This is a genomic window from Streptomyces boninensis (assembly GCF_048572725.1).
Classification (GTDB): Bacteria; Actinomycetota; Actinomycetes; order Streptomycetales; family Streptomycetaceae; genus Streptomyces; species Streptomyces boninensis.
Map to the genome: position 1 here is coordinate 7,541,328 of NZ_CP183837.1, position 21,165 is coordinate 7,562,492.

The 21,165-nt window shown below is 71.8% G+C and carries 22 protein-coding genes; 9 read left to right on the plus strand and 13 right to left on the minus strand.

Annotated features, from left to right (window positions below):
* Position 1: 1 nt before the first annotated feature.
* The gene (locus tag ACNNMR_RS34355; RefSeq protein WP_419998592.1) at positions 2-751 is read left to right on the plus strand and encodes a DUF899 family protein; all 750 of its coding nucleotides are present in this window, start codon (positions 2-4) and stop codon (positions 749-751) included.
* A 26-nt stretch (positions 752-777) separates the two neighbouring features.
* On the opposite strand, the gene ACNNMR_RS34360 is transcribed toward ACNNMR_RS34355, so the two are convergent.
* Positions 778-1,440, minus strand: a complete 663-nt coding sequence (locus ACNNMR_RS34360) for a peptidyl-tRNA hydrolase (RefSeq protein WP_420000583.1) — start codon at positions 1,438-1,440, stop codon at positions 778-780.
* A gap of 101 nt (positions 1,441-1,541) precedes the next feature.
* Here ACNNMR_RS34360 and ACNNMR_RS34365 point away from each other — a divergent pair, with 101 nt between their 5' ends.
* Together ACNNMR_RS34365 and ACNNMR_RS34370 are read left to right on the plus strand one after the other, a co-directional pair.
* Positions 1,542-2,381: an ATP-binding cassette domain-containing protein gene (locus tag ACNNMR_RS34365; RefSeq protein ID WP_419998593.1), complete on the plus strand. Its 840-nt coding sequence runs from the start codon at positions 1,542-1,544 to the stop codon at positions 2,379-2,381.
* Positions 2,378-3,034 carry an ABC transporter gene (locus ACNNMR_RS34370; RefSeq protein ID WP_419998594.1) on the plus strand — a complete coding sequence of 219 codons (657 nt, stop codon included), beginning with the start codon at positions 2,378-2,380 and terminating at the stop codon, positions 3,032-3,034. The genes ACNNMR_RS34365 and ACNNMR_RS34370 overlap by 4 nt, the downstream gene beginning before the upstream one ends.
* Before the next feature lie 26 nt (positions 3,035-3,060).
* On the opposite strand, the gene ACNNMR_RS34375 is transcribed toward ACNNMR_RS34370, so the two are convergent.
* The 4 genes from ACNNMR_RS34375 to zapE all read right to left on the minus strand — a co-directional run bounded on the left by ACNNMR_RS34375 (position 3,061) and on the right by zapE (position 7,492).
* Positions 3,061-3,897 carry a polysaccharide deacetylase family protein gene (locus ACNNMR_RS34375; protein WP_419998595.1) on the minus strand — a complete coding sequence of 279 codons (837 nt, stop codon included), beginning with the start codon at positions 3,895-3,897 and terminating at the stop codon, positions 3,061-3,063.
* A 110-nt stretch (positions 3,898-4,007) separates the two neighbouring features.
* A complete protein-coding gene (locus ACNNMR_RS34380; protein WP_419998596.1) occupies positions 4,008-4,871 on the minus strand; it encodes a polyphosphate kinase 2 family protein in 864 nt (287 codons plus the stop codon).
* 73 nt (positions 4,872-4,944) lie between these two features.
* Entirely contained in the window at positions 4,945-6,306 is a 1,362-nt protein-coding gene (locus ACNNMR_RS34385) for an alkaline phosphatase PhoX (RefSeq protein WP_419998597.1), read from the minus strand.
* 94 nt (positions 6,307-6,400) lie between these two features.
* Positions 6,401-7,492, minus strand: coding sequence for a cell division protein ZapE (gene zapE / locus ACNNMR_RS34390; protein ID WP_419998598.1), 1,092 nt, complete (start codon positions 7,490-7,492; stop codon positions 6,401-6,403).
* Between the two features lie 68 nt (positions 7,493-7,560).
* On the opposite strand from zapE, the gene ACNNMR_RS34395 reads away from it, so the two are divergent.
* The 4 genes from ACNNMR_RS34395 to msrB all read left to right on the plus strand — a co-directional run bounded on the left by ACNNMR_RS34395 (position 7,561) and on the right by msrB (position 10,846).
* The gene (locus ACNNMR_RS34395; protein WP_419998599.1) at positions 7,561-8,349 is read left to right on the plus strand and encodes a pyrimidine reductase family protein; all 789 of its coding nucleotides are present in this window, start codon (positions 7,561-7,563) and stop codon (positions 8,347-8,349) included.
* A gap of 105 nt (positions 8,350-8,454) precedes the next feature.
* The gene (locus ACNNMR_RS34400; protein ID WP_419998600.1) at positions 8,455-8,925 is read left to right on the plus strand and encodes an indole-3-glycerol phosphate synthase; all 471 of its coding nucleotides are present in this window, start codon (positions 8,455-8,457) and stop codon (positions 8,923-8,925) included.
* 102 nt (positions 8,926-9,027) lie between these two features.
* Positions 9,028-10,434, plus strand: coding sequence for a UDP-N-acetylmuramate--L-alanine ligase (gene murC / locus ACNNMR_RS34405; RefSeq protein ID WP_419998601.1), 1,407 nt, complete (start codon positions 9,028-9,030; stop codon positions 10,432-10,434).
* A gap of 1 nt (position 10,435) precedes the next feature.
* Positions 10,436-10,846: a peptide-methionine (R)-S-oxide reductase MsrB gene (gene msrB, locus ACNNMR_RS34410; RefSeq protein WP_419998602.1), complete on the plus strand. Its 411-nt coding sequence runs from the start codon at positions 10,436-10,438 to the stop codon at positions 10,844-10,846.
* A gap of 24 nt (positions 10,847-10,870) precedes the next feature.
* Here msrB and ACNNMR_RS34415 read toward each other — a convergent pair whose 3' ends face one another.
* A complete protein-coding gene (locus ACNNMR_RS34415; protein ID WP_419998603.1) occupies positions 10,871-11,905 on the minus strand; it encodes an aldo/keto reductase in 1,035 nt (344 codons plus the stop codon).
* A gap of 121 nt (positions 11,906-12,026) precedes the next feature.
* On the opposite strand from ACNNMR_RS34415, the gene ACNNMR_RS34420 reads away from it, so the two are divergent.
* Positions 12,027-12,902, plus strand: coding sequence for a LysR family transcriptional regulator (locus ACNNMR_RS34420; protein ID WP_419998604.1), 876 nt, complete (start codon positions 12,027-12,029; stop codon positions 12,900-12,902).
* A 12-nt stretch (positions 12,903-12,914) separates the two neighbouring features.
* Here ACNNMR_RS34420 and ACNNMR_RS34425 read toward each other — a convergent pair whose 3' ends face one another.
* Positions 12,915-13,787, minus strand: coding sequence for an endonuclease/exonuclease/phosphatase family protein (locus ACNNMR_RS34425; RefSeq protein WP_419998605.1), 873 nt, complete (start codon positions 13,785-13,787; stop codon positions 12,915-12,917).
* A gap of 69 nt (positions 13,788-13,856) precedes the next feature.
* On the opposite strand from ACNNMR_RS34425, the gene ACNNMR_RS34430 reads away from it, so the two are divergent.
* Positions 13,857-14,666 carry an SAM-dependent methyltransferase gene (locus ACNNMR_RS34430; RefSeq protein ID WP_419998606.1) on the plus strand — a complete coding sequence of 270 codons (810 nt, stop codon included), beginning with the start codon at positions 13,857-13,859 and terminating at the stop codon, positions 14,664-14,666.
* Between the two features lie 3 nt (positions 14,667-14,669).
* On the opposite strand, the gene ACNNMR_RS34435 is transcribed toward ACNNMR_RS34430, so the two are convergent.
* Genes ACNNMR_RS34435 through ACNNMR_RS34460 form a run of 6 tightly spaced genes read right to left on the minus strand, consistent with a single transcriptional unit; the run spans position 14,670 to position 21,048 of the window.
* Positions 14,670-15,824: a hypothetical protein gene (locus ACNNMR_RS34435; RefSeq protein WP_419998607.1), complete on the minus strand. Its 1,155-nt coding sequence runs from the start codon at positions 15,822-15,824 to the stop codon at positions 14,670-14,672.
* An 11-nt stretch (positions 15,825-15,835) separates the two neighbouring features.
* Positions 15,836-16,459, minus strand: coding sequence for a histidine phosphatase family protein (locus ACNNMR_RS34440; RefSeq protein WP_419998608.1), 624 nt, complete (start codon positions 16,457-16,459; stop codon positions 15,836-15,838).
* Positions 16,456-17,937: an FGGY family carbohydrate kinase gene (locus ACNNMR_RS34445; RefSeq protein ID WP_419998609.1), complete on the minus strand. Its 1,482-nt coding sequence runs from the start codon at positions 17,935-17,937 to the stop codon at positions 16,456-16,458. Before ACNNMR_RS34445 ends, ACNNMR_RS34440 begins: the two co-directional genes overlap by 4 nt.
* Before the next feature lie 5 nt (positions 17,938-17,942).
* Positions 17,943-19,196, minus strand: a complete 1,254-nt coding sequence (locus ACNNMR_RS34450; RefSeq protein WP_419998610.1) for a sugar ABC transporter permease — start codon at positions 19,194-19,196, stop codon at positions 17,943-17,945.
* On the minus strand, positions 19,193-19,972 hold the full coding sequence (locus ACNNMR_RS34455) for an ATP-binding cassette domain-containing protein (protein WP_419998611.1): 780 nt from the start codon (positions 19,970-19,972) through the stop codon (positions 19,193-19,195). Before ACNNMR_RS34455 ends, ACNNMR_RS34450 begins: the two co-directional genes overlap by 4 nt.
* Positions 19,969-21,048 (minus strand): sugar ABC transporter substrate-binding protein, encoded by a 1,080-nt coding sequence (locus ACNNMR_RS34460; RefSeq protein ID WP_419998612.1) that lies wholly within the window; start codon positions 21,046-21,048, stop codon positions 19,969-19,971. Before ACNNMR_RS34460 ends, ACNNMR_RS34455 begins: the two co-directional genes overlap by 4 nt.
* Positions 21,049-21,165 lie beyond the last annotated feature (117 nt).

Below are 21,165 nucleotides of genomic sequence, written 5' to 3' on the forward strand. Positions count from 1 at the left end.
AATGACCGACCGCGCACCGGCCTTGCCGCCCCTCACCGACCGGGCCTCCTTCCAGGCCGAACTCGACAAGCTGCGCATCCGCGAGAAGGCCCACACCCGCGAGGGCGACGCGATCGCCGCGGCCCGGCGGCGGCTGCCCATGGTCGAGGTGGACGGCAGCCTGGAGATCACCGGCCCCGAAGGGCCTGTCACCCTGCTCGACGCCTTCGAGGGCCGCCGGCAGCTCCTCGCGTACTACTTCATGTGGCAGCCGGGCCACCCGGCCGCCGAGCAATGCGAGGGCTGCACCTGGTGCGGCAGCCAGGTACGCGAGCTGTCGTATCTGCACTCGCGCGACATCACGTACGCGGTCCTCTGCCAGGGCCCGTACGAGGAAAGCCGCCGCTACCGGGACTTCCTCGGCTGGGAGATGCCCTGGTACTCCGCGCTCCCGTCCCTGGACCAGCTGCTCACCGGCCGCCACGTCGGCATGATGCACCTGGTGTCGTATCTCCGCGACGGCGACCGGGTCTTCGAGACCTGGTGGACCACCAACCGCGGGGTCGAGGTGCTGGACAACAGCTACCACCTGATGGACCTCACGGCGTACGGCCGCCAGGAGCGGTGGGAGGACTCGCCGGAGGGCTGGCCGTACGTCCAGGGCGAGCCGGACGACGACATCCGGCTGAGCAGCAATGGCCGCCCGATCCCGCACTGGCCGCGGCTGGAGGCGGGGCACTCGGACGACTTGAGCCCGGCGGGACGGGACTGAGCGCTAGGCCGACGCCTGTCGCAGCCTTAGCCCGCCCGCCGCAGCGCCGGGTGATCGGCGATCACCGTGCACGAGCCGGGGGAGATCTCCGTATAGCCCGCGTCGCGGACCACCGGCAGCCCGGCGCGCAGGAGTTGCGACCAGTGGTCCGGTGACGGCGTGCGTACGGACAGCGGGAAGCCCGCCTCCTGCCAGGCCGCGCGGGTCGCGTCGTCCAGCTCCCACCAGGCGAGTTGGGCGCCGTGGCCCGCCTGGGCCATGGCCTTGCCCGCCGACATGTCCAGGTCGGGGGCGAGCCACAGCACCGGCGCCGCGGGGTCGGGGTCCTCGGGCGGCTCGGGGTCGGTCAGGTCCGTGCCGGACACCTGCAGGCGGGCCAGGTCCTTCGGCCAGCCGTCGAGGGGCACCGGCGGGAAGACCCGCACCTCGGCCGCGGCGCCGCCGACCGTGATGCCCGGCAGCGCCTCGGCCCGCCGCCACTCCGCGCCGCGGGCCCGCCGGACGACCTTGCGGATCCGGGCGTCCTGCCAGGCCCGTACGACCTCCGTCCACTCGCCGTCCGCGGCCGTCGCGCGCTCGTCGGAGAGGAGGGTGAGGACCGCGCGGGCGGCGGTCTCCAGCGCGTCGGTACGGGCCGGGGGCGTGGCGCGCTCCAGGCGGACGACGAGGGGGAGCACGTACTGCGGCATGGCGTCCCGCTCGGTCTCGGCGTGCCGGAACGGGCTGGAGGAGTCGGTGCTGGTCACCGCACCAAGTCTGCCAGGGCTCTTTTCGGCTAACGTCTGCGGCCATGAGGCTGCACGGAGTCGGACGGCGTTACGGGGCCCGGGCCCCGTGGGTGCTGCGCGGGGTGGAGCTGTCGGTGGCGGGTGCGACGCTGGTGCGCGTGGCGGGGGCCAACGGGAGCGGCAAGACGACGCTGCTGCGGGTCCTGGCGGGGCTGGACGCGCCTTCGGCGGGACGGGTGAGCGGGCGGCCGCGCACGGCGTATGTGCCGGAGCGCTTCTCCGGGGAGCTTCCGTTCACTGCCGAGGGCTATCTGGTCCACATCGGCCGCATCCATGGCCTGCGGGGGCGGGTGGCGAAGGCGCGGGCGGGGGAGTGGCTGGAGCGCTTCGGGGCCGGGGGCCATGCCCGTACGCCGATGTCGGAGCTGTCGAAGGGCACGTGCCAGAAGGTGGCGGTGGCGCAGGCGCTGATGGGGGAGCCGGAGCTGCTGGTGCTGGACGAGGCCTGGACGGGGCTTGACCAGGCGGCTCGGGAGGAGCTGGATCGGGCGGTGGGGGAGCGGGTCGCCGGGGGCGGGACGGTGGTGTTCGTCGATCACGATCCGCGGCGGCTGGCGGGGGTTGCGGATGTGGCGTATCGGGTGGCGGGCGGGGCCGTGTCGCCTGCGGCGGCCGGGGGCGGGTCCGCGGTGGTCATCGAGGCCGCCGGCCAGCCGGGCGCCGCGCTCCCCGGCGGGCTGCCCGACGGGTGCGCGGCGGAGGCGACGCCCGGCGGCGCGGTCCGCCTCACCGTGCCCGAGGCCGAGGTGAACGCCGCCCTGCGGGTGCTGCTCGATGCGCGCCCGCCGTGGCGTATCCGGTCGGTCAATCCGGATGACCCGGCCCCGGGAGGACCCCGATGACCGCCCTCCTCCGCTACCAGGCGGCCCTCCTCCTCCGCTCCCAGCGCTGGCTGCCGCCCGTGCTGCTCTACGCCGTCGTCGTCGGGATAGGAGTCCGCGCCGGGGACCCGGTGCTGGACTCGCTCGGCTTCGCCGCCGCCGCGCTGCTCCCGGTGTCCGCCTGGCTGGTGCGGGTCTGCGTCAACACCGAGCCCAGCCCGGCGCGAGCCGTCGCGGCGGCGGCGCGGGGCCCGTGGCGGGTGCATCTCGCGGCCGTCCTGACGGGACTGTGCGCGGCCGTCGTGCTCGGCGTCGTGGGTACGGGCGTGACCACCGCCATCGGCGACGGGCCCACGGGGGCGGGTGGCTTTGCCCGGGCCGCGGGCTCCGGCATGGTCGCCGCCGTGACCTGCGCACTCGTCGGCACGGTGGTCGGCGCGCTGTGCAATCGCCCGCTGCTGCGCCGCCCTGGCTGGTCCGTACCGGCCACCGCCCTGTCCGCACTCGCGCTGCTGGTCGCCGGCGGCTCGCCCGCGAACGCGGCCGTATCCGACCTGGTCACCGCCTCACGCCAGGGCACGCTCCCGGTGCCGTGGCTACCCCTCGCGGGAGCGGCAGCCGCGGCCGCCGTGGCCGTGAGCGCAGCCTGCGCGGCCGCCGCCCGGCGGGGCTGAGCGCGGTCGAGCGCCACGCCCCCCGCTCAGCCCGCCATCAGGTCCGACACCTTCACGAAGCGATACCCCTCCGCCCGCAGCTTCGGCACGATCTTGCGTACGGCCTCCTCCGTCACCGGCGCCGCACTCCGCGTGCAGTGCATGACGACCACCGAACCCGGCCGCACACCCCCCAGCACCTGCTCCGCCACCGCATCCGCGTCCGACGCGAAGGCGTCCCCGCTCTCCGTGTCCCACTGCACCGCCGTGATCCCCAGCGGCGCCAGCGCGCGCAGCGCACTCGGGTCGTAGCACCCGCCGGGGAAGCGGAAGTACGGCACGGTGTTCCGCACCCCCGCGCGCTCGAAGGCCTGCCGCGCGCGCTCGACGTCGCCGCGCATCTTGCCCCGGTCCAGGCTCGGCAGGCCGAAGCACTTCGACGAGGTGAAGGCGTAGTGCGAATAGGAGTGGTTGGCGACCTCGAAGAGGTCGTTACGGCCGATGGCGCGGGCCTGGTCCGGGTACTGCGAGGCCCAGGCGCCGGTCATGAAGACCGTCGAGGGCACCTTCAGGCGCTTGAGGGAGGCGATCAGCTGCGGGTTGTCGAAGCGTTCGCCGCCCGCGGCCCGTTCTCCCTGGTCCGCGGTCATGTCGGCGTCGAAGGTCAGCGCCACCACCTTCTCCGCGCGGCCGCCGTGCTTCCAGACCGGCGCGAGGGCGCGCTTCTTGGCGGCGTGCCGGGCGTGCGGCGCCTTCTGCTCGGCGGTGGTGGAGGGGGAGGGCTCGTGCGAGCCGGAGCCGGGTGACGCCGGGGCGCCGCAGGCGGGGAGGAGCAGGAGCGAGGTCGCGGCGAGCGCGGGCGCGAGGCGGTGAGGGCGGATCATAGGGGGAACGTAAAAGCGCACCGGAGGGGGCCGCGCGCGCTGGCTATCGGATGGGCTACGCAGCCGGGTGACGGTACGTCATATGAGGGTGCGTCATGCGTGCCCGGCGCTCACTCCGCGAGCAGCTGCTCCCGCGCCCCCGCCACATCGAAGTCCGCCGCCGGATAGCGCGGGTCGAGCTCCCGCAGCTGCTCCAGCAGCAGCCGCGACACCGCCCAGTTGCGGTACCACTTCCGGTCCGCCGGGATCACGTACCACGGCGCCTGCGGCGTCGACGTGCGCGCCAGCACCGCCGCGTACGCGTCCTGGTAGTCGTCCCAGAACTGCCGCTCCTCGATGTCGCCCGGGTTGAACTTCCAGTGCTTGTCCGGGTTGTCGAGCCGGGCCAGCAGCCGCTCGCGCTGCTCGTCCCTGCTGATGTGCAGGAAGCACTTCACGACCGTGACGCCGTCGTCGGCGAGCGACTGCTCGAAGTGGTTGATCTCGTCGTAGCGGCCCGACCAGACGTCCTTCGGGACCATCTCGTGGACGCGGACGATGAGCACGTCCTCGTAATGCGAGCGGTCGAAGATGCCGATCTCGCCGGCCTCGGGGAGCTGCTTCCGGACGCGCCACAGGAAGTGGTGCTTGCGCTCCTCGGCGGTGGGCTGCTTGAAGGCGCGGATGCGGCAGCCGGAGGGGTTGAAGAGCCCGATCACGTGCTTGACCGTGCCGCCCTTGCCGGAGGTGTCCATGCCCTGCAGCACCAGCAGCAGGCGGCGGCGGTCCCCGGCGGTGGAGGCCGCGTAGAGCCGCTCCTGCAGGTGCGCGAGCTCCTCGCCCATCGCGGCGGTGGCCTCGCGGCCCGCGGCCTTCTGCTGCGGGCCCGCGGGGGTGGCGCGGGGGTCGTACGAGAGGAGGTCGACCGGCTCGCCCGGGGCTACGTGCAGGAGCTTGCGCAGATCCCCGGCCTCCGTCTGCTTGCCCTTGGCCATCGCCGTAACCCTTCCGCCGCTGCCTGGTCCGATCTTCCGCCGGACCGGGCAGCGGCGCCATCCGAAGCCGGTCTCAGTGCTTCCAGGGGCCGGTCACGGCGAAGGTGGTGCCGGGGTTGTAGCAGTTCACGTACATCGTCTCGCCGTCCGGCGAGAAGGCGACGCCCGCGAACTCGCCCCACTCCGGGGCCTCCGGCGTCCCGATGTTCTGCCGGTTACGGGCCATCGGGTACACGTCGCCGCGGCGCGAGAGCCCGTACACGTGCTGCGCGCCCTCGCCGTCCTCGCACACCATCAGGCCGCCGCTGGGCGCGAGGGCGATGTTGTCCGGCTCCTCGCCGGGCAGCTGCAGGTCGGTGTCGGGGCCGAAGACGATGACCAGCGTGAGGCGCTTGGACCTCGGGTCGTACTTCCAGATCTGGCCCCAGTGCGCGGCCGGCGAGCCGTCCGCGATCTTGGCGAAGCTGCAGACGAAGTACACGCTGCGGCCGCCCCAGTAGCAGCCCTCCAGCTTCTGACCGTGGGTGATGCCCTTCGGCCCGAAGTCCTGCAGCCGGATCGGGGTCTCCTTGGCGAGCGGGTCGGGGACGTCCACCCACTCGATGTTGTCGAAGGTGGCGCCGGTCTCCTGGACCACCGACAGGTCCGCGATCCCGGGGACCCGCATGGCCTGCAGCTTGCCGCCGGCCTGGAGCGAGCCGGGGCCGCCGAGCGGCTTCTTGGGGTGGAAGCGGTAGAAGAGGCCGAAGGGCTTTTCGAACGCGTCCTCGGTCTCGTAGACGGTGCCGTCGTGCGGGTCGATGGCGATCGCCTCGTGCTGGAAGCGGCCCATGTCCTTCAGCGGCACCGCCCCGCCGAGCTTGCGGGTGTCGGTCGGGTGGACCTCGAAGATGAAGCCGTGGTCCTTGGTGTAGCCGTTGGTGCCGGCCTTGTCCTCGTTCTCCTCGCAGGTCAGCCAGGTGCCCCAGAGGGACGGGCCGCCCGCGCAGTTGACCGCGGTGCCGGCGATGGCGGTGTGCTCGCCGAGGACCTTGTTGCGGCGGTCCAGGTGCAGGGCGGTGCAGCCGCCCATGCCGTTCGGGTCGTACGTGATGCCGTCGATGGCCGGGACCCGGATCTTGCCGTTGTGCCGGTTCTCGTGGTTGCGGATGAGGTGCCGGTCGCCTTTGCGGCCGCGGACGGCCGTCATTCCGTCGTGGTTGGTCGGGACAGGGCCTTCGCCGGACTTCATCGGATCGCCCTCGCGGGAGAGCACCTTGTATCTGAAGCCCTTGGGCAGGTCGAGCAGCCCGTCGGGGTCGTCGATCAGGGGGCCGTATCCGGCGCCGGCGGCGTAGGCCGAGCCGGCGAAGAGTTCGGAAAGCGCGCCGGAGAAAGCGATACCGGCGCCTACCGCGCCGGAACGGGCGAGCATCTGACGGCGTGTCGTTGACATCTGCAGTTCAACTCCCTGCTGGCGGACAGGAATATTGGGCTGCTTGTGTGTATCACCGGGTCAACTGCCGAGGGAACCAGGCGCGCACGATTTTCTACGCGGGTAGCAGTCCCTGCCCGTCCCTGGCCAGCGCCGTCAGCCTGGATATCGCACGGAAGTACTTCTTTCGGTACCCGCCCGCGAGCATCTCCTCGCTGAACAGCTGGTCGAAGGCGACGCCCGAGGCGAGCACGGGTATCTCCCGGTCGTACAGCCGGTCCGCGAGCACGACGAGCCGCAGCGCGGTGGCCTGGTCCGGGACCTCCTTGACCCCGGTCAGGCAGACCGCCCGGACGCCGTCGGTGAGCGCCCCGTACCGGCTGGGGTGCACCTCGGCGAGGTGCTGCAGCAGGGCCGGGAAGGGGTCGAGGGTGGCGCCGTCGGTCGCGTGCGACGCCTTGATCACGGCTTCCTCGGGCGCCGGCGCGGGTGCGGCGGGCAGGCCGCGGTGGCGGTAGTCCTCGCCGTCGATACGGAGCGGGCGGAAGTGCGCGGACAGGCCCTGGATCTCCCGGAGGAAGTCGGCGGCGGCGAAGCGGCCCTCGCCGAGCTTGCCGGGCAGCGTGTTGGAGGTGGCCGCGAGCGCCACCCCGGCCTCGACCAGCTTGCCGAGGAGCGTCGATACGAGGACGGTGTCGCCGGGGTCGTCGAGCTCGAACTCGTCGATGCACAGCAGCCGGTGGGTGGAGAGCGTCTGCACGGTCTTGGCGAAGCCGAGCGCGCCGACGAGGTTAGTCAGCTCCACGAAGGTACCGAACGCCTTGCGCTCGGGCGGCGCCGCGGTGGCGTGCCAGAGGGAGGCGAGGAGATGGGTCTTGCCGACGCCGTAGCCGCCGTCGAGGTAGACGCCGCGGGGGCCCTTGGGGGCGGCGGGCGCCTTGCGGAACCAGCCGCGCTTCTTCTCCGGGGTCCCGGTCCCGAGCCCCGCGGCGAAGTCCGACAGCACCTTGACCGCCTCGGCCTGGCTGGGCTGCCCGGGGTCGGGTACGTACGTCTCGAAGCGCACGCCGTCGAAGCGCGGCGGCGGCACCATCTCCGCGACCAGCCGCTCGGGCGGGACGTGCGGGCGGCGCTCGCAGAGGGCCGAGGGTATGTGGCCGGGGGCGGCGTCGGGCTGGGGCTCGGGGGACGTTGGCACGTACAACATTTTACGGCGCGTGCCGATGCCCGCCGGACCAGGTCCGGTCGGGCGTGGTCCATGCCACACTGCCCCCTATGCGACGTCTGTTCCCCACTACGCCCGATCCGGTCACCACGGCCGCACCTTTCCCGGACCTTACGGACCGCGAGTGGAGCCTCGACGAGCTCGCCGACGCGTACGCCTATCCGGCGGGTGAGCCCGTCTGGCTGCGGGCCAACATGGTGGCCTCGCTGGACGGCGCCGCCCACCACGACGGCCGCTCAAAGCCCCTGTCAGGACCCGCCGACCTGCGCATCTTCGGGGTGCTGCGGGGGTTGGCCGACGCGGTCGTGGTCGGTGCAGAAACGGTACGCCAGGAGGGCTACCGGCCCGCCCGCGCACGCGAGGAATTCGCCGCCCGGCGGGCCGCCGCCGGGCAGGGCCCCGCGCCCGCCGTGGTGGTGCTCTCCGCAGGCCTCGATCTGGACTTCTCGCTGCCGCTCTTCGCCGCGCCGCTGACGCCGACGCTGCTGGTCACGGGCGCTTCGGCGGCTCCGGAGCGGGTCGCGGCGGCCCGTAAGGCAGGGGTGGAGGTGGTCGTCGCGGGCGAGGGCCCCGGCGCCGATCCGGCGCGGGTGGTGACGGCGCTCGCCGAGCGCGGCCTCACCCGGTTGCTGTGCGAGGGCGGGCCGACGCTGCTGGGGCGGCTGGCGGCCGCCGGGGTGCTGGATGAGCTGTGCCTTTCCATTGCGCCGCGGGTGGTCGCCGGGGATGCGCCGCGGATCATGGGCGGCGGTGTGGCGCTGGAGACGCCCGCGGACTTCGCGCTGGACGCCGTGCTCGAGGAGGCCGGGTTCCTCTTCACCCGCTACCGTCGTCCCTGACCAATATCTGGAATCTGCCGTTCCGCTTAGCTCGGGATGGGCAGACTACTGCCGCAGGATCGTTTCTGAGGCTGCATCGTTTTCTACGACAAAGGGGCGCCCGACGTGTTCACGACTGTGTTGATGATCGAGAAGCCCCTGGTTCCCGTGGACGTCGAGATGGTCACGACGCTGCACGGCGACGAACAGGTGAGTTTCGTCGTCCTGCTGCAGCCGCGGGGGGACCAGGACCGGCTGCTGCGCGCGCTCGACGACGTGGCGCTGGGTGAACTGGAAGAGGCCGTGCACGAGGGGGATGAGCCGGAGGGGGATGCGGCGGGGCACGCGGCGCGGATCGCGCTCGAGCACTCGCTGAAGTCGCTGCGCGACACGGGGGCGGAGGCGGTCGGGCAGATCATGGGCGGGGATCCGCTGCAGCTGCTGAGATCCGTGGTCGAGGAGACCAACGCCGACGAGGTGATCGTCCTGACGGCCCCGCATCTGGTCGAGGAGTTCTTCCACCGCGACTGGGCGTCGCGGGCCCGGCACAAGGTCGGGGTCCCGGTGCTGAAGCTCTTCGCGCACAACGACGTGTAGCGGGCTCCGCGCGCCGACGGTGACCTGGCATGCGGCCGCCTGCCAGGTCACCCGTGCGAGAATCGGGCTCGTACCGACCCCTGCCTTCTAGGAGCAGCGCGCATGGCACCGGCGATCCCCACCGACCTGGAACGCCCCCACTTCATCGGCATCGGTGGCGCGGGGATGTCGGGCATCGCCAAGATCCTCGCCCAGCGCGGGGCGCGCGTCGCCGGCAGCGACGCCCGCGAGTCCGGCACGGCGGCCGCGCTGCGCGCCCTCGGGGCCACGGTCCACATCGGCCACGACGCGGCGCACCTGGCCGCGGACGCCACGTCGGTCGTCGTCTCGTCGGCCATCCGGGAGGACAACCCGGAGCTGGCCGCCGCCCGTGACCGCGGCATTCCGGTGGTGCACCGCTCCGACGCGCTGGCGGCGCTGATGGACGGCCTGCGGCCGATCGCGGTGGCGGGCACGCACGGCAAGACGACGACCACCTCGATGCTCGCCGTCTCGCTGCGCACCCTCGGCCTCGACCCCTCGTACGCCATCGGCGGCGACCTGGACGAGCCCGGCTCGAACGCGCACCACGGCGCCGGCGAGATCTTCGTCGCCGAGGCGGACGAGTCGGACCGGAGCTTCCACAAGTACGCGCCCGAGGTCGCGATCATCCTCAATGTGGAGCTGGACCACCACGCCAACTACGCGTCGATGGACGAGATCTACGAGTCCTTCGAGACCTTCGTGGACCGGATCGTCCCGGGCGGCACGCTCGTGCTGTCGGCCGACCACGAGGGCGCCCGCACGCTGCGGGAGCGGCTGCGGCCGGGCAGCGTCCGGGTGGTGACGTACGGCGAGGCGGAGGACGCGGACGTACGCGTCACGGCCATCGCGCCGCTGGGGCTGACGAGCCGGGTCACGGTGGAGATGGGCGGCGACGACGCTCGGGAGCTCACCTTCACGGTCTCCGTCCCCGGCCGCCACTACGCCCTGAACGCCGTCGCCGCCCTCGCGGCCGGCGCCGCGCTGGGCGTCCCGGCCACGGAGCTGGCGCCGGCGCTGGCCTCGTACACCGGGGTCAAGCGGCGCCTGCAGCTGAAGGGCGAGGCGGCGGGCGTCCAGGTCATCGACTCGTACGCGCATCACCCCACCGAGATGACCGCCGACCTGGAGGCCATCCGCGGCGCGGCGGCGGACGGCGCCCGCGTCCTGGTGCTCTTCCAGCCGCACCTCTTCTCCCGCACCCAGGAGCTCGGCAAGGAGATGGGCCAGGCCCTGGCCCTCGCCGACGCCTCCGCGGTACTCGACATCTACCCCGCCCGCGAGGACCCGATCCCCGGCGTGACCAGCGCCCTCATCATCGACGCGGCCCGCGCGGAGAACGCCGATGTGACGCACGTCCCGGACAAGTCCGCCGCCGTCGACGTGGTGGCCGGAATGGCGAAGCCGGGTGATCTGGTTCTGACTATGGGCGCCGGGGATGTGACGGACCTGGGCCCGCAGATCTTGACCCGTCTCCAGGAGGCGTGAAGTGCCGTCGTACGAGATCGACAAGCCGGAAGAGCAGTGGCGCGCGGAGCTGACCCCCGCCGAGTACCAGGTCCTCCGTGAGGCGGGCACGGAACCGGCCTTCACCGGCGAATACACGGACACCAAAACCACCGGCGCCTACAACTGCCGCGCCTGCGGCGCCGAGCTCTTCCGCTCCACCACCAAGTTCGAAAGCCACTGCGGCTGGCCGAGCTTCTTCGACCCGGCGGACTCGGACGCGGTCGAGCTGATCGAGGACCGCTCGCACGGGATGGTGCGCACGGAGGTGCGCTGCGCGAAGTGCGGCTCGCACCTGGGTCACGTCTTCCGGGGCGAGGGCTATCCGACGCCTACGGACGAGCGCTACTGCATCAACTCGATCTCGCTGCGGCTGGTGCCGGACGAGGACTGAGCCCGCCCGGCCAGGCCGCTCTCGTCAGCGTCCGCCCTCGATCTTGCGGCTGCGCTGCTCCTGGCCCGGGGTGCCGTACGGGTAGTCCGCGGCGCCCGGGTCGCTGGCCGCGTCGAGGCGGGTGCGTTCCGCGTCCGACAGGTGCAGGTCGGCGGCGCCGAGGTTGTCGTCGAGTTGTTCGAGGGTGCGGGCGCCGAGGATGACCGAGGTGACCGTCGGGCGGTCGGCGAGCCAGGACAGGGCGATCTGGGCCATGGTTGCGCCGCGGGCCTCGGCCACCTCGCGTACCGCGTCCACGACGGCCCACGTGCGCTCGATGCCGCTGCGGCGGTCGTACGCCTCGACGCCGCGCTCCGGGTTCTCGCCGAGCCGGGTGGCGCCGGTGGGGCGGTCGTCGCGGTGGTACTTGCCGGTGAGCCAGCCGCCGCCGAGGGGGCTCCAGGGGAGGAGGCCGAGGCCCTCCGAGGCGCAGGCCGGGATGACCTCCCACTCGATCTCGCGGGCCAGGAGGTTGTACTGCGGCTGGTGGGTCACCGGGCGGGTGAGGCCGCGGAAGTCGGCGATGTCGACGGCCTTCTGGGTCTGCCAGCCGGTGAAGTTGGACAGGCCCACGTAATGGATCTTGCCCTGGCGGACGGCGTCGTCCAGGAAGCGCAGGGTCTCCTCGACCGGCGTCAGCGGGTCCCAGGCGTGCACCTGGTAGAGGTCGATCGCCTCCACGCCGAGGCGGCGGAGCGAGGCGTCGAGGGCGCGGGAGAGGTGGGCGCGGGAGAGGCCGGCGTCGTTCGGGGCGCCGCCCATGGGGAAGCGGCCCTTGGTGGCGAGGGTGATCCGGCCGGTGATGTCGGCGGGGCGGCTGGCGAACCAGCGGCCGATGATCTCCTCGGAGGCGCCGCCGCTGTAGACGTCGGCGGTGTCGATGAAGGTGCCGCCGGCCTCCACGTAGCGGTCCAGCTGGGCGTGGGCGCCCTTCTCGTCGGTCTCGGTGCCGAAGGTCATGGTGCCGAGCGCGAGGGTCGAGACACTGCAGCCGCTGCGGCCCAACGTGCGGTATTCCACGGTCGGTTCTCCTCGATGCGGGGTGGGGTGGTGACGGCGCCTGCTGACCATGCTCGCCCCGGCCGACTGGGCGCGTCCAACAGTAGAAAGAGAACGGATTCAGCGACTAGCCTTCTCAATCGTGGAGCTTCGACAGCTTGAGTACTTCGTCGCGGTCGCCGAGGAGCGGCATTTCACCCGCGCCGCGCAGCGGATGCTGGTCTCGCAGTCCGGCCTGTCCGCGGCGGTACGGGCCCTGGAGCGGGAATTGGGCGCGCCGCTCTTCGTCCGTACCACCCGCAGCGTCGAACTCACGGGCGCGGGCCGTGCCCTGCTCACCGAGGCCTCCCGCACCCTCGCCGGCGCCCGCGCCGCGCGCGAGGCCGTCGCCGCCGTGCAGGGGCTGCTGCGCGGCAGCCTGTCGGTCGGGGTCGAGCAGTGCGTCACCGTCGATGTGGGGGCGCTGCTGGTCCGCTTCCGCAATGCGCATCCGGAGGTGGAGGTACGGCTGCGGCAGGCCGGCTCCGCCGTGCTCATCGACGAGGTGGCGGCGGGCCGGATGGACCTCGCCCTGGTCACCCTCCCGGGACCGCCGCCGGACGGTGCGCGGCTGCTGCCGCTGAGCCGGGAGCCCATGGTGCTGCTGTGCGGCTCCGACCACCCGCTGGCCGGCGCGTCCGAGGTGAAGTGGGCCGAGTTGGGGGACGCCACCTTCGTCGACTTCCACACGGACTGGGGCGCCCGCCGCCTCACCGACGAGGCCTTCGCGGCAGCGGGCGCCGACCGCCGCGTCGCCCTCGAGGTCTACGACGTCCACACCCTCATCGACTTCGTACGCCACGGCCTCGGCATCGCCGTGGTCCCCCGCCCCATCGCCCGCAAGCCGGAGGCGGCGTCGCTGTGTGCCGTACCGATGGCCGGGGCGGACCACCGCATGTGGGAGGTCCTGGTAGCCGTGCCGGCCGGCGACCATCTGGCGCCGGCGGCACGGGAGTTGCTGTCGTACCTGGGGTTGTGAGCAGGGACTGGCTCAGAGGCTGAAGGTGCTCACCACCGCCAGGTGATCCGACGGCCAGCCACTGCCGCCGCCCCACGTGCGGGAACCGGTGGTGTCGACGGCGCCGCCGCGGTAGAGGATGAAGTCGATACGGTCCTGGGGCTCGGGGCGGCCCTCGTTCTCCTTGACCACCGGGGACCAGGTGTTGCCGGGGGTGCCGGCCTCGTCGGGGTGTGCCTTGCGGTAGGAGTCGTTGTAGCCGGCGTCGCTGAAGACCTTGGTGGCGGGCCACTCGACGACGGAGTTGCAGTGCGCGGCCTTGGTGTCGGCCGTCCAGTCCAGGTGGGAGGGTGTGTTCAAGTCGCCGGCGACGATCGCCGGGCTGGTGCCGGACCAGTCGAGGATCTCCTGGGCCTGCTTCTTGCGGTTGGCCTCGTCGGCGTAGATCGTCTCGTAGCTGTCGTTGTCGAAGCAGGCGTTGTACGGGCCGTACTTGGTGTAGTCGAGGTGCGCCGAGTAGATCCACACGCCCTTGATCTTCACAGCCACGGTGCCGGCGCCGCCGTCGGTCCAGTCCTCGCCCTCGAACGGCAGCCGGCTGATGATGTCGACATCGGTGCCGGTATCAGTGGCGTGCCAGCCGAGCTTGGCGGCGATCTGCTTGGTGGAGTCCCCCTCGGACTCCTGCAGCGCCACGACATCCGCGTCGGCCGCGGTGATCTGCTGGGCGATCTTGTTGATGCCGTCGGAGACCTGGCTGCCGCCGTGCCAGGTGTTGAAGGTCATCACGGTCAGGGTGTCGGCGGCGGAGGCCGAGGGGCTGGAGCCGGCGAGGCCGAGCAGGGCGGCGGCGAGGGTCAGGCCTGCGGCGCGACGGACCCGCGTGGGGGTCTGGGTCTTGGTCATGACCATGGTGATATCAGAGCGGGAGGAAGACTACGGTGTAGTCGCGTTGACTTCTGCGGAAGGATTGGGATGAGCGATGCGGCGGCGGCAAGCCGGTTGCGGGTCGATCGGCCGCACCCCGCGCGTGTCTACGACTACTTGCTCGGCGGCAAGGACAACTACGCGTCGGACCGGGCCGCGGCCGAGGAGTCGCTGCGTACCAATCCGAACGGGCGGGTGCTGCCCCGCGTCAACCGGGCCTTTTTGCGGCGGGTGGTGCGGTATTTGGCCGAGGAGCGGGGGATTCGGCAATTTCTGGACATTGGCACCGGCATTCCTACGTCGCCCAATGTGCATGAGGTCGCACAGGCCGCCGTGCCGGAGGCGCGGGTGGTCTATGTCGACAACGATCCGATCGTGCTGGCGCATGCGCGGGCGCTGTTTACCGGGACTCAGGCGGGGCGGACCGCCTATATCGACGCCGACCTGCGCGACATCGACGCCATCCTCGGTGCGCCCGAGCTGCGGGACACCCTGGATCTGCGCGAGCCGGTCGGGCTGCTGCTGTTCTCGATCATGCATTTCATCGCCGACGAGCAGGATCCGGCCGGGATCGTCGGCCGGTTGCTCGACCCGCTGCCGCCCGGGAGCTATCTGGCGGTGTCCCATCTGACGGGGGACCTCGATCCCGGGGCGTGGCAGCGGGTGACGGATTCCTTCCGCGAGCGGGGGCTGACGATGCGGGTGCGGTCCAAGTCCGAAATCGAGCGGTTCTTCGCCGGGCTTGAGCTGCTGGAGCCCGGAGTGGGGCAGCTGCAGGACTGGCATCCCGACGCGGCCGACGTCTATCCGCCTGACCTCCGCACCGATGCGTACGGAGGCGTGGCCCGCAAGCGCTAGCCGTCAGTCGACGCGCTCGAACGGCGCCGGCGTCGCCCCCGTCCACCGGTACAGGTACACCTCGCCCTCCTGCTTCGCCGTGCCGCCGTCGTCCACGGCCCGCCCCTCGGCCACGTAGTAGCGGCCGTCGCCCAGGGCGTCGAAGCCGTAGTTGCCGTGGAATTCCCAGCCGCGGATGCCGGTGGCCTCGTCCTTCAGACCGGCGTTGCGGAGGGTGAGGAGCTTGCCGGTCTCCGGCTTGGGCTGGCCCTTGATCTCGCCGCGCTTCGGGGCGGCCGTGGCGTCGACCGTGAAGAAGGAGTAGTTGGGGAAGCCCGGCTTCTTGCCGTCGTAGACCGCCATGATCCAGTTCTTCGTGTACGGGTCGTACTGGAGGTTCTGCACGCCGTACGTGGTGTTGCCCGTGTACGCGAAGTACTTGCCACCGGGGCGCGCCGGGCCGCTGCGGTGGGGGTCGGATTGCGAGAGCGGGCGCTCGTACTTCGACCAGTCGCTCACGTCGTACTTCAGGATCACCTGGTGGTCGTTGTCGGTGCGGCCGGTGTTGGAGTAGACGCCGTACGCGACCATCAGCTGCTGGCGGCCGCCGCGCTTGCCGAAGTCCGGGCCGAAGGAGACGCCGTCGATGCCGCTGCAGCCGTAGCGGTGGTCGGGGGTGTCGGCGGTGTCGCCGTCGAAGACGCCGTTGCCGTCCATGTCCGCGGTGAAGTCCTTGGCGACCTCGCCGAGGTGGACGGCGGTCATGACGCCGTCGGTCTCCGCGTTCATGCCGACACGGTCGATCTTCGACACGTCGAAGACCGCGATGTAGAAGGCCTCGGCCGCCTTGTATTCGAGGGAGCCGTAGACGCGGCCGTCGCGGGCGTTCAGGTCGATGTCGCCGAGGTGGCCGGTGAGGCCCTCGACCGTCCCGATCACCTTTCCGTCGAGGTCGGTCTTGACCAGCATCTGCGTGAACGACCAGTAGACGAAGCCGCGTTTCTCGTCCACGGTCACGCCCTGGATGTGGCTGGTCGGCCAGGCGCCGCCGTGGATGTGGGTGGGGAGCCGGTCGCCGTCGTCGGCCGCCATGCCGGGGGCCGGGGTGGCGAGGAGGAGGGCCGGGATCGCCAGGCCGGCGACCGCCGCTGCTCGTAGCGTCTTGTACGTGCCGGGCATGCGAAGTCCTCTCATGGAACCAGGGGAGCCAGGGGGTTGTTGAACGCCAGCAGCGCCGGCGGCCCGTCGGGCCGCAGCACCAGTTCGTTCAGCGCGCAGTTGGCCAGGTACGGAAACGCGCGGCGATAGTCCTGCGGGGGCATGCCCAGCAGCCGGCAGAGCGCGAGCCGGATCGCCGTGTTGTGGCCCAGGACCAGGACGCGGCCCTCCTCGTGCTCGGCCTGGAGCCCGGCGAGGAAGGCGGCATAGCGGTCGGCGGCGGCGAGCGGGTCCTCGCCCTCGGGGAAGTGGTTCGCCACCGGGTCCGCCTCGAAGGCCTTCAGCTCGCCGGGCAGCCGCTGCCGCATCTCGGCGCGGGTCAGGCCCTCCGCGACGCCGAAGTCGAGCTCGCGCAGCCGGGAATCGAGGCGCAGCGGCAGTCCGGTGCGGGCCGCGCTCTCCTCGGCGGACCGGACGCAGCGGCGCAGCGGGGAGGACCAGACCGCCGTCAGGTCCGCCTGTTCCGCCCAGTCGGCGAGGCGGTGGGCCTGGGCGAGACCGTGGTCGGTGAGGTCGATGTCGGTGGCGCCGGCGTAGCGGTTCTCCTCGTGCCAGACGCTCTCCCCGTGCCGTACGAGGTAGACGGTCAAGGTCATCGGGTGGTCGTCCCCCAGATCGGGCGGTGCAGCTCCCGCAGCCGCAGGAACTCCGCGTAGCGGTCGCCCGCGGCGTGGCTGCTCTTCGGGTCCGGCTCGTACGTGCCGGCGATCCGCACATGCCGGGCCGCCGCCGTCGGGAAGTCCGGCTCGCGGCCGGTGGCGACCATGCCGGTGAGCCAGGCGCCGCGGGCCCCGATCTCGGCATCGGCGGGGATCGCCACCGGAAGTCCGGTGACATCGGCGATCATCCGGGTCCAGTAGCGGCTGCCGGCGCCGCCGCCGCTGAGGGTGAGCAGGTCGGGGGTGGCCGGGGCGGCGGCGAGGCAGTCGCGGATGGCCATGGTGACGCCCTCCACGACCGCGCGGGCCACGTCCTCGCGGCCGCTGTCCAGGGACAGGCCGGAGAGGGAGCCGCGGGCGGCGGGGTCGAAGAAGGGGGCGCGTTCGCCGGCGGGGGAGAGGTACGGGAGGAACCGCACCCCGGCCGTGCGTTCGGCGCCCTGCTCGGCCAGGTCCATCAGCTCGCCGGCCGAGGCGAGGCCGAGCAGCTTCGCGCCCCAGTCCAGCATGTCGCCGCCGCTCATGGTCGGGAAGGCGCGCAGGTAGTGGCCGGGGACGCCGAGGGTGACGGTGATGCCGACCGGCTCGTCGGTGCCGATCGAGTCCGCGGAGTCCGTCACGATCTCGGTCGCGAGGGTGGTGCCGAGGATCGTGCAGGCGCGGCCCGCGGTCACCGCGCCGGAGCCGATGGCGGTGGCGCAGATGTCGTACGGGGCCAGCACCACGGGGATGCCTGCGGGCAGCCCGGTCTCGGCGGTGGCGGCGGCGCTGAGCTCCGTGACGCGGTGGTCGTCGTCGCGCGGCGGCGGCAGCAGGCCGCGGGCCCAGTCCAGGCCGTACAGCTCGAAAAGCCGGTCCGATACGGTCCGTTGCCGCAGATCCAGGAAGGGGGCGGAGGCCTCCGACTCGTCCACGGCCGCCTCGCCGGTCAGCTTCAGGAAGAGCCAGCCACCGCAGGTCAGCAGGTGCCGGGCGCGGTTCGTACGGTCCGGGTCGTGCTCGCGCATCCAGGCCAGCACGGAGTTGGGCATGCCGGTGGACACCCGGGATCCGCAGATCCGGAAGGCCTCGGCCACGGTGCCGTCCCGCTCCCAGGCGCTGACGAGCTCCGCGGCCCGGCCGTCGTTCCACAGCACGGCGGGCCCGGTGGGGCGGCCGGCGTCGTCGACCAGCCAGGCGCCGTCGCCCTGCCCGGTCACGGCGACCAGGTCGGGAGGCTCCGGCAGGGCGGCGACGACCTCGCGGGTGGCGGCGGCGACCGCCTCCCAGACCTGGTCCATGTCCTGTTCCGCCCAGCCGGACCGGGGCCGCAGTACCTGCGTCGGGCGGCTGCTGGCGGTCAGCTCCGCGCCGTCAGGCCCGTAACCGATCACCTTTACATTGGTGGTGCCCGCGTCGATGGCTATCGAGGTCATGGGTCTCAGCCCCTTCCGTGGGCCTGCCGCGACCGGCGGGCGGCGGAGTCGAGGCCTACGGCGACCAGGAGCACCGCGCCGGTGATGATGAAGCGGTAGGAGGAGTCGAGGTTCAGCAGGGTCAGGCCGCTGGAGATCGACTGGATGACGAGGACGCCGAGGAGGGCGGCGAAGGCCGTGCCGCGGCCGCCGAAGAGGCTGGTGCCGCCGATGACGGCGGCGGCGATCGCGTTGAGGTTGACGTCGGCGGTGCCGGTGGACTGGTTCGCCGCCGCCAGCCGGGCCGCGGCCAGGACGCCGCCCAGCGCGGCGAGCGTGGAGCACATGACGAAGGCCGAGGTGTAGACGGCGCGCACATTGATGCCCGACCGCCGCGCCGCCTCCGCATTGCCGCCCACCGCGTACAGCGACCGGCCGAACTTCGTCTTGGTGAACACGTAATGGACCATCAGCACCAGGCTGACGAAGAGCATGAACGCCCAGGGCACGCCCCGGGTGCGGTTCAGGTAATAGACCGCGAACAGCAGCCCCGCCCCCAGCAGGCCCGCCTGCACCACCAGCAGCTGCAGCGAGGTCGACGACAGCCCGGCGGCCCGGCGGCTGCGGGCCCGCACCCACCCGACGGCGAAGTAGCCGCCGGCCGCCGCCACCGCGAAGACATACGCGAGGGCGTCGGGCACGAACCACACCTGCGCGAACTTCACCAGGGACGAGTCGTACGGCAGGTTGATGGCGTTCTGGCCGCGCAGCAGCCACAGCTGCGTGCCGAGGAAGGCGAGCAGGCCGCCCAGGGTGACGACGAAGCTGGGGATGCCGAAGCGGTTGAGCGCCTGCCCGTACACCCAGCCGATGGCCGCGCCCGCGGCGATCGCCGCCAGCAGCGTCAGCCACAGCGGCTGCTCGTGCCGGACCATGACCACGCCGGTGGTCGCGGCGGCGACGCCGCTCACCGAGCCCACCGACAGGTCGATCTGGCCGACCAGCAGCACGCAGACGATGCCCAGTGCGATGACCCCGAGGGACACCGAGTCGAAGGCCAGGTTGACCAGGTTGGTGCTGGACAGGAAGGTGCGGTTCAGCAGCTGGAAGATCGTCCAGATCACCACGATGCCGGCCACGACGGGCAGCATCCCGAGGTCCCCGCCGCGGGCCCGGCGGACCGCGGCGCGGACGCTGTCGCCGAGGCCCTGCGGCGTGACCAGCCGCTCGTCCTGCAGATCGGCGGCGGCCGCCGGGACCGGGGTTTCCAGGGACGTCATGGCGCCTCCTTCACTGACGACCGGCGCGCGGCCCGCTGCGATACGACGTTGTCGGCCGCGCCGGTGATCGCGGCGACGATCTCCTCGGACGAGACCTCCCGGGCGTCGAACACCCCGTTGTTACGGCCGAGCCTGAGCACCGCGACCCGGTCGGCGACGGCCCGGACGTCGTCCATGTTGTGGCTGACCATCACGACGCCGAGCCCGTTGCTCTTCAGCCGCTCGATCAGGTTGAGCACCTCGGCGGTCTGCGCCACGCCCAGCGCGGCGGTCGGCTCGTCGAGGAGGATGATCTCGGGATCGCCCAGCAGCGCCCGGGTGATGGCCACCGTCTGCCGCTGGCCGCCGGAGAGGGCGGCGACCGGGATGTTGAGGGTGGGGATGCGGGCGGAGAGCTCGCGCAGCAGCTCCCAGGAGCGCTTCTCCATCGTGACGTCGTCGAGCATCCAGGGGCGCAGCTCCTGGCCCAGGAAGAGGTTCGCCTTGACGTCGAGGTTTTCGCAGAGCGCCAGGTCCTGGTAGACGGTGGCGATGCCCATGGCGTGCGCCGCGGCGGGGGAGCCGAGGGTGACCTCCTTGTCGTGGAAGGAGATCGTGCCGCCGTCCGGGCTGTAGACCCCGGAGAGGATCTTCACCAGCGTGGACTTTCCGGCGCCGTTGTCGCCGACCACGGCGACCACCTCACCGGCGGCGACATCGAGGTCGATGCCGGTGAGCGCGGCGACCGCGCCGAACTGCTTGCCGACGCCGCGCAAGGAGAGGACGGGCGCGGTCACTTGATCTCCAGACGCTTGCAGTCGGCGGCGTACTTGCTGGTGCAGACGTCCTTGACCTTCAGCACGCCCTCCGGGCCGAAGATGACCTTCTTCAGGTTGTCCTGCGTCACCACGGTCGGCTTGAACAGCTGCGACGGCGTCTTGAACAGCGTCGTGTCCGGCTTGGGCTTCTTGCCCTCCATCAGCTGGTGGGCGACCTCGGCCGCCGCCTTCGCCACGATCTCGATGGGCTTGGAGATGGTGTTGTACTGGTCGCCCGCGATGACGCGCTGGACCGCCGCCAGCTCGGCGTCGTTGCCGGTGATCGGCGGGACCTTCTTCTCGGCGGCCTTGAAGGCGGCGATCGAGCCGCCGCCGGTGCCGTCGTTGGCGGCGACCACGCCGGCGATACGGTCGTCGTGCTGGGCGATCTTGCCGCTCACCCACTGCTGCGCCTTCTCCGGCGACCAGTCGGGGGTGTCGTACTCGGCGAGCAGCTTGAAGCCGCTGTCGTCGACGGCCTTGTGGATGCCCTTCTTGATCAGCCCGGCGGCGGCGTCGGTCGGGGAGCCGTTGACCTGCAGCACGCCGCCCTTGGCCTTCTCCTTCTTGAGGTGGTCGATCAGCGACTGGCCGATCGACTGGCCGATCGCCTCGTTGTCGAAGGAGACGTAGAAGTCCGCGGGCTTCTTGGGGATGGGCCGGTCGTACGCGATCACCTTGACGCCCTGGGACTGGGCGGTCTGCACGATGGTGGCCGCGGAGTCCGAGTCGACCGGGTCGAGGACGATGACCTTGGCGCCCTGCGCCATCGCGGAGTTGGCCTGCTGCTGCTGGAGCGAGGCGTCGCTGTCGGCGTTCTGGTAGAGCACCTTGCAGTCCGCGCACAGCTCGCGCATCCGCTTCTTGAACAGCGGGGCGTCGTATTGCTCGTAACGCGTGGAGGCGAGGTCCGGCATCAGGAAGGCGACCTTGCCCGCCCCGCTCTTGCCCCCGCCCTTGTCGCCGGAGCCGGCGCTGCCGGGCTCCTCGGCGCAGGCCGTGAGCGCGCCCACGGCGAGGATGCCGGTAAGAGCAAAACTGGCGAGTTTCCTCATGTTCCACACTCCTTGCTCGTGGGCTGCTGTGAGGCAACGCACACGAAACAAGGGTGTTTCAATAGTGTCAACTGGTCTCAAAAACTGCACATGTGGCTCGTTCGTTCCCCCTCCGGG

Bases quoted from the DNA above. Each gene is read 5' to 3' on its own strand.
- ACNNMR_RS34355 (WP_419998592.1), top strand. From the start codon at position 2: ATGACCGACCGCGCACCGGCCTTGCCGCCCCTCACCGACCGGGCCTCC.
- ACNNMR_RS34360 (WP_420000583.1), bottom strand. From the start codon at position 1,440: ATGCCGCAGTACGTGCTCCCCCTCGTCGTCCGCCTGGAGCGCGCCACG.
- ACNNMR_RS34365 (WP_419998593.1), top strand. From the start codon at position 1,542: ATGAGGCTGCACGGAGTCGGACGGCGTTACGGGGCCCGGGCCCCGTGG.
- ACNNMR_RS34370 (WP_419998594.1), top strand. From the start codon at position 2,378: ATGACCGCCCTCCTCCGCTACCAGGCGGCCCTCCTCCTCCGCTCCCAG.
- ACNNMR_RS34375 (WP_419998595.1), bottom strand. From the start codon at position 3,897: ATGATCCGCCCTCACCGCCTCGCGCCCGCGCTCGCCGCGACCTCGCTC.
- ACNNMR_RS34380 (WP_419998596.1), bottom strand. From the start codon at position 4,871: ATGGCCAAGGGCAAGCAGACGGAGGCCGGGGATCTGCGCAAGCTCCTG.
- ACNNMR_RS34385 (WP_419998597.1), bottom strand. From the start codon at position 6,306: ATGTCAACGACACGCCGTCAGATGCTCGCCCGTTCCGGCGCGGTAGGC.
- zapE (WP_419998598.1), bottom strand. From the start codon at position 7,492: ATGTTGTACGTGCCAACGTCCCCCGAGCCCCAGCCCGACGCCGCCCCC.
- ACNNMR_RS34395 (WP_419998599.1), top strand. From the start codon at position 7,561: ATGCGACGTCTGTTCCCCACTACGCCCGATCCGGTCACCACGGCCGCA.
- murC (WP_419998601.1), top strand. From the start codon at position 9,028: ATGGCACCGGCGATCCCCACCGACCTGGAACGCCCCCACTTCATCGGC.
- ACNNMR_RS34425 (WP_419998605.1), bottom strand. From the start codon at position 13,787: ATGACCAAGACCCAGACCCCCACGCGGGTCCGTCGCGCCGCAGGCCTG.
- ACNNMR_RS34430 (WP_419998606.1), top strand. From the start codon at position 13,857: ATGAGCGATGCGGCGGCGGCAAGCCGGTTGCGGGTCGATCGGCCGCAC.
- ACNNMR_RS34435 (WP_419998607.1), bottom strand. From the start codon at position 15,824: ATGCCCGGCACGTACAAGACGCTACGAGCAGCGGCGGTCGCCGGCCTG.
- ACNNMR_RS34440 (WP_419998608.1), bottom strand. From the start codon at position 16,459: ATGACCTTGACCGTCTACCTCGTACGGCACGGGGAGAGCGTCTGGCAC.
- ACNNMR_RS34445 (WP_419998609.1), bottom strand. From the start codon at position 17,937: ATGACCTCGATAGCCATCGACGCGGGCACCACCAATGTAAAGGTGATC.
- ACNNMR_RS34450 (WP_419998610.1), bottom strand. From the start codon at position 19,196: ATGACGTCCCTGGAAACCCCGGTCCCGGCGGCCGCCGCCGATCTGCAG.
- ACNNMR_RS34460 (WP_419998612.1), bottom strand. From the start codon at position 21,048: ATGAGGAAACTCGCCAGTTTTGCTCTTACCGGCATCCTCGCCGTGGGC.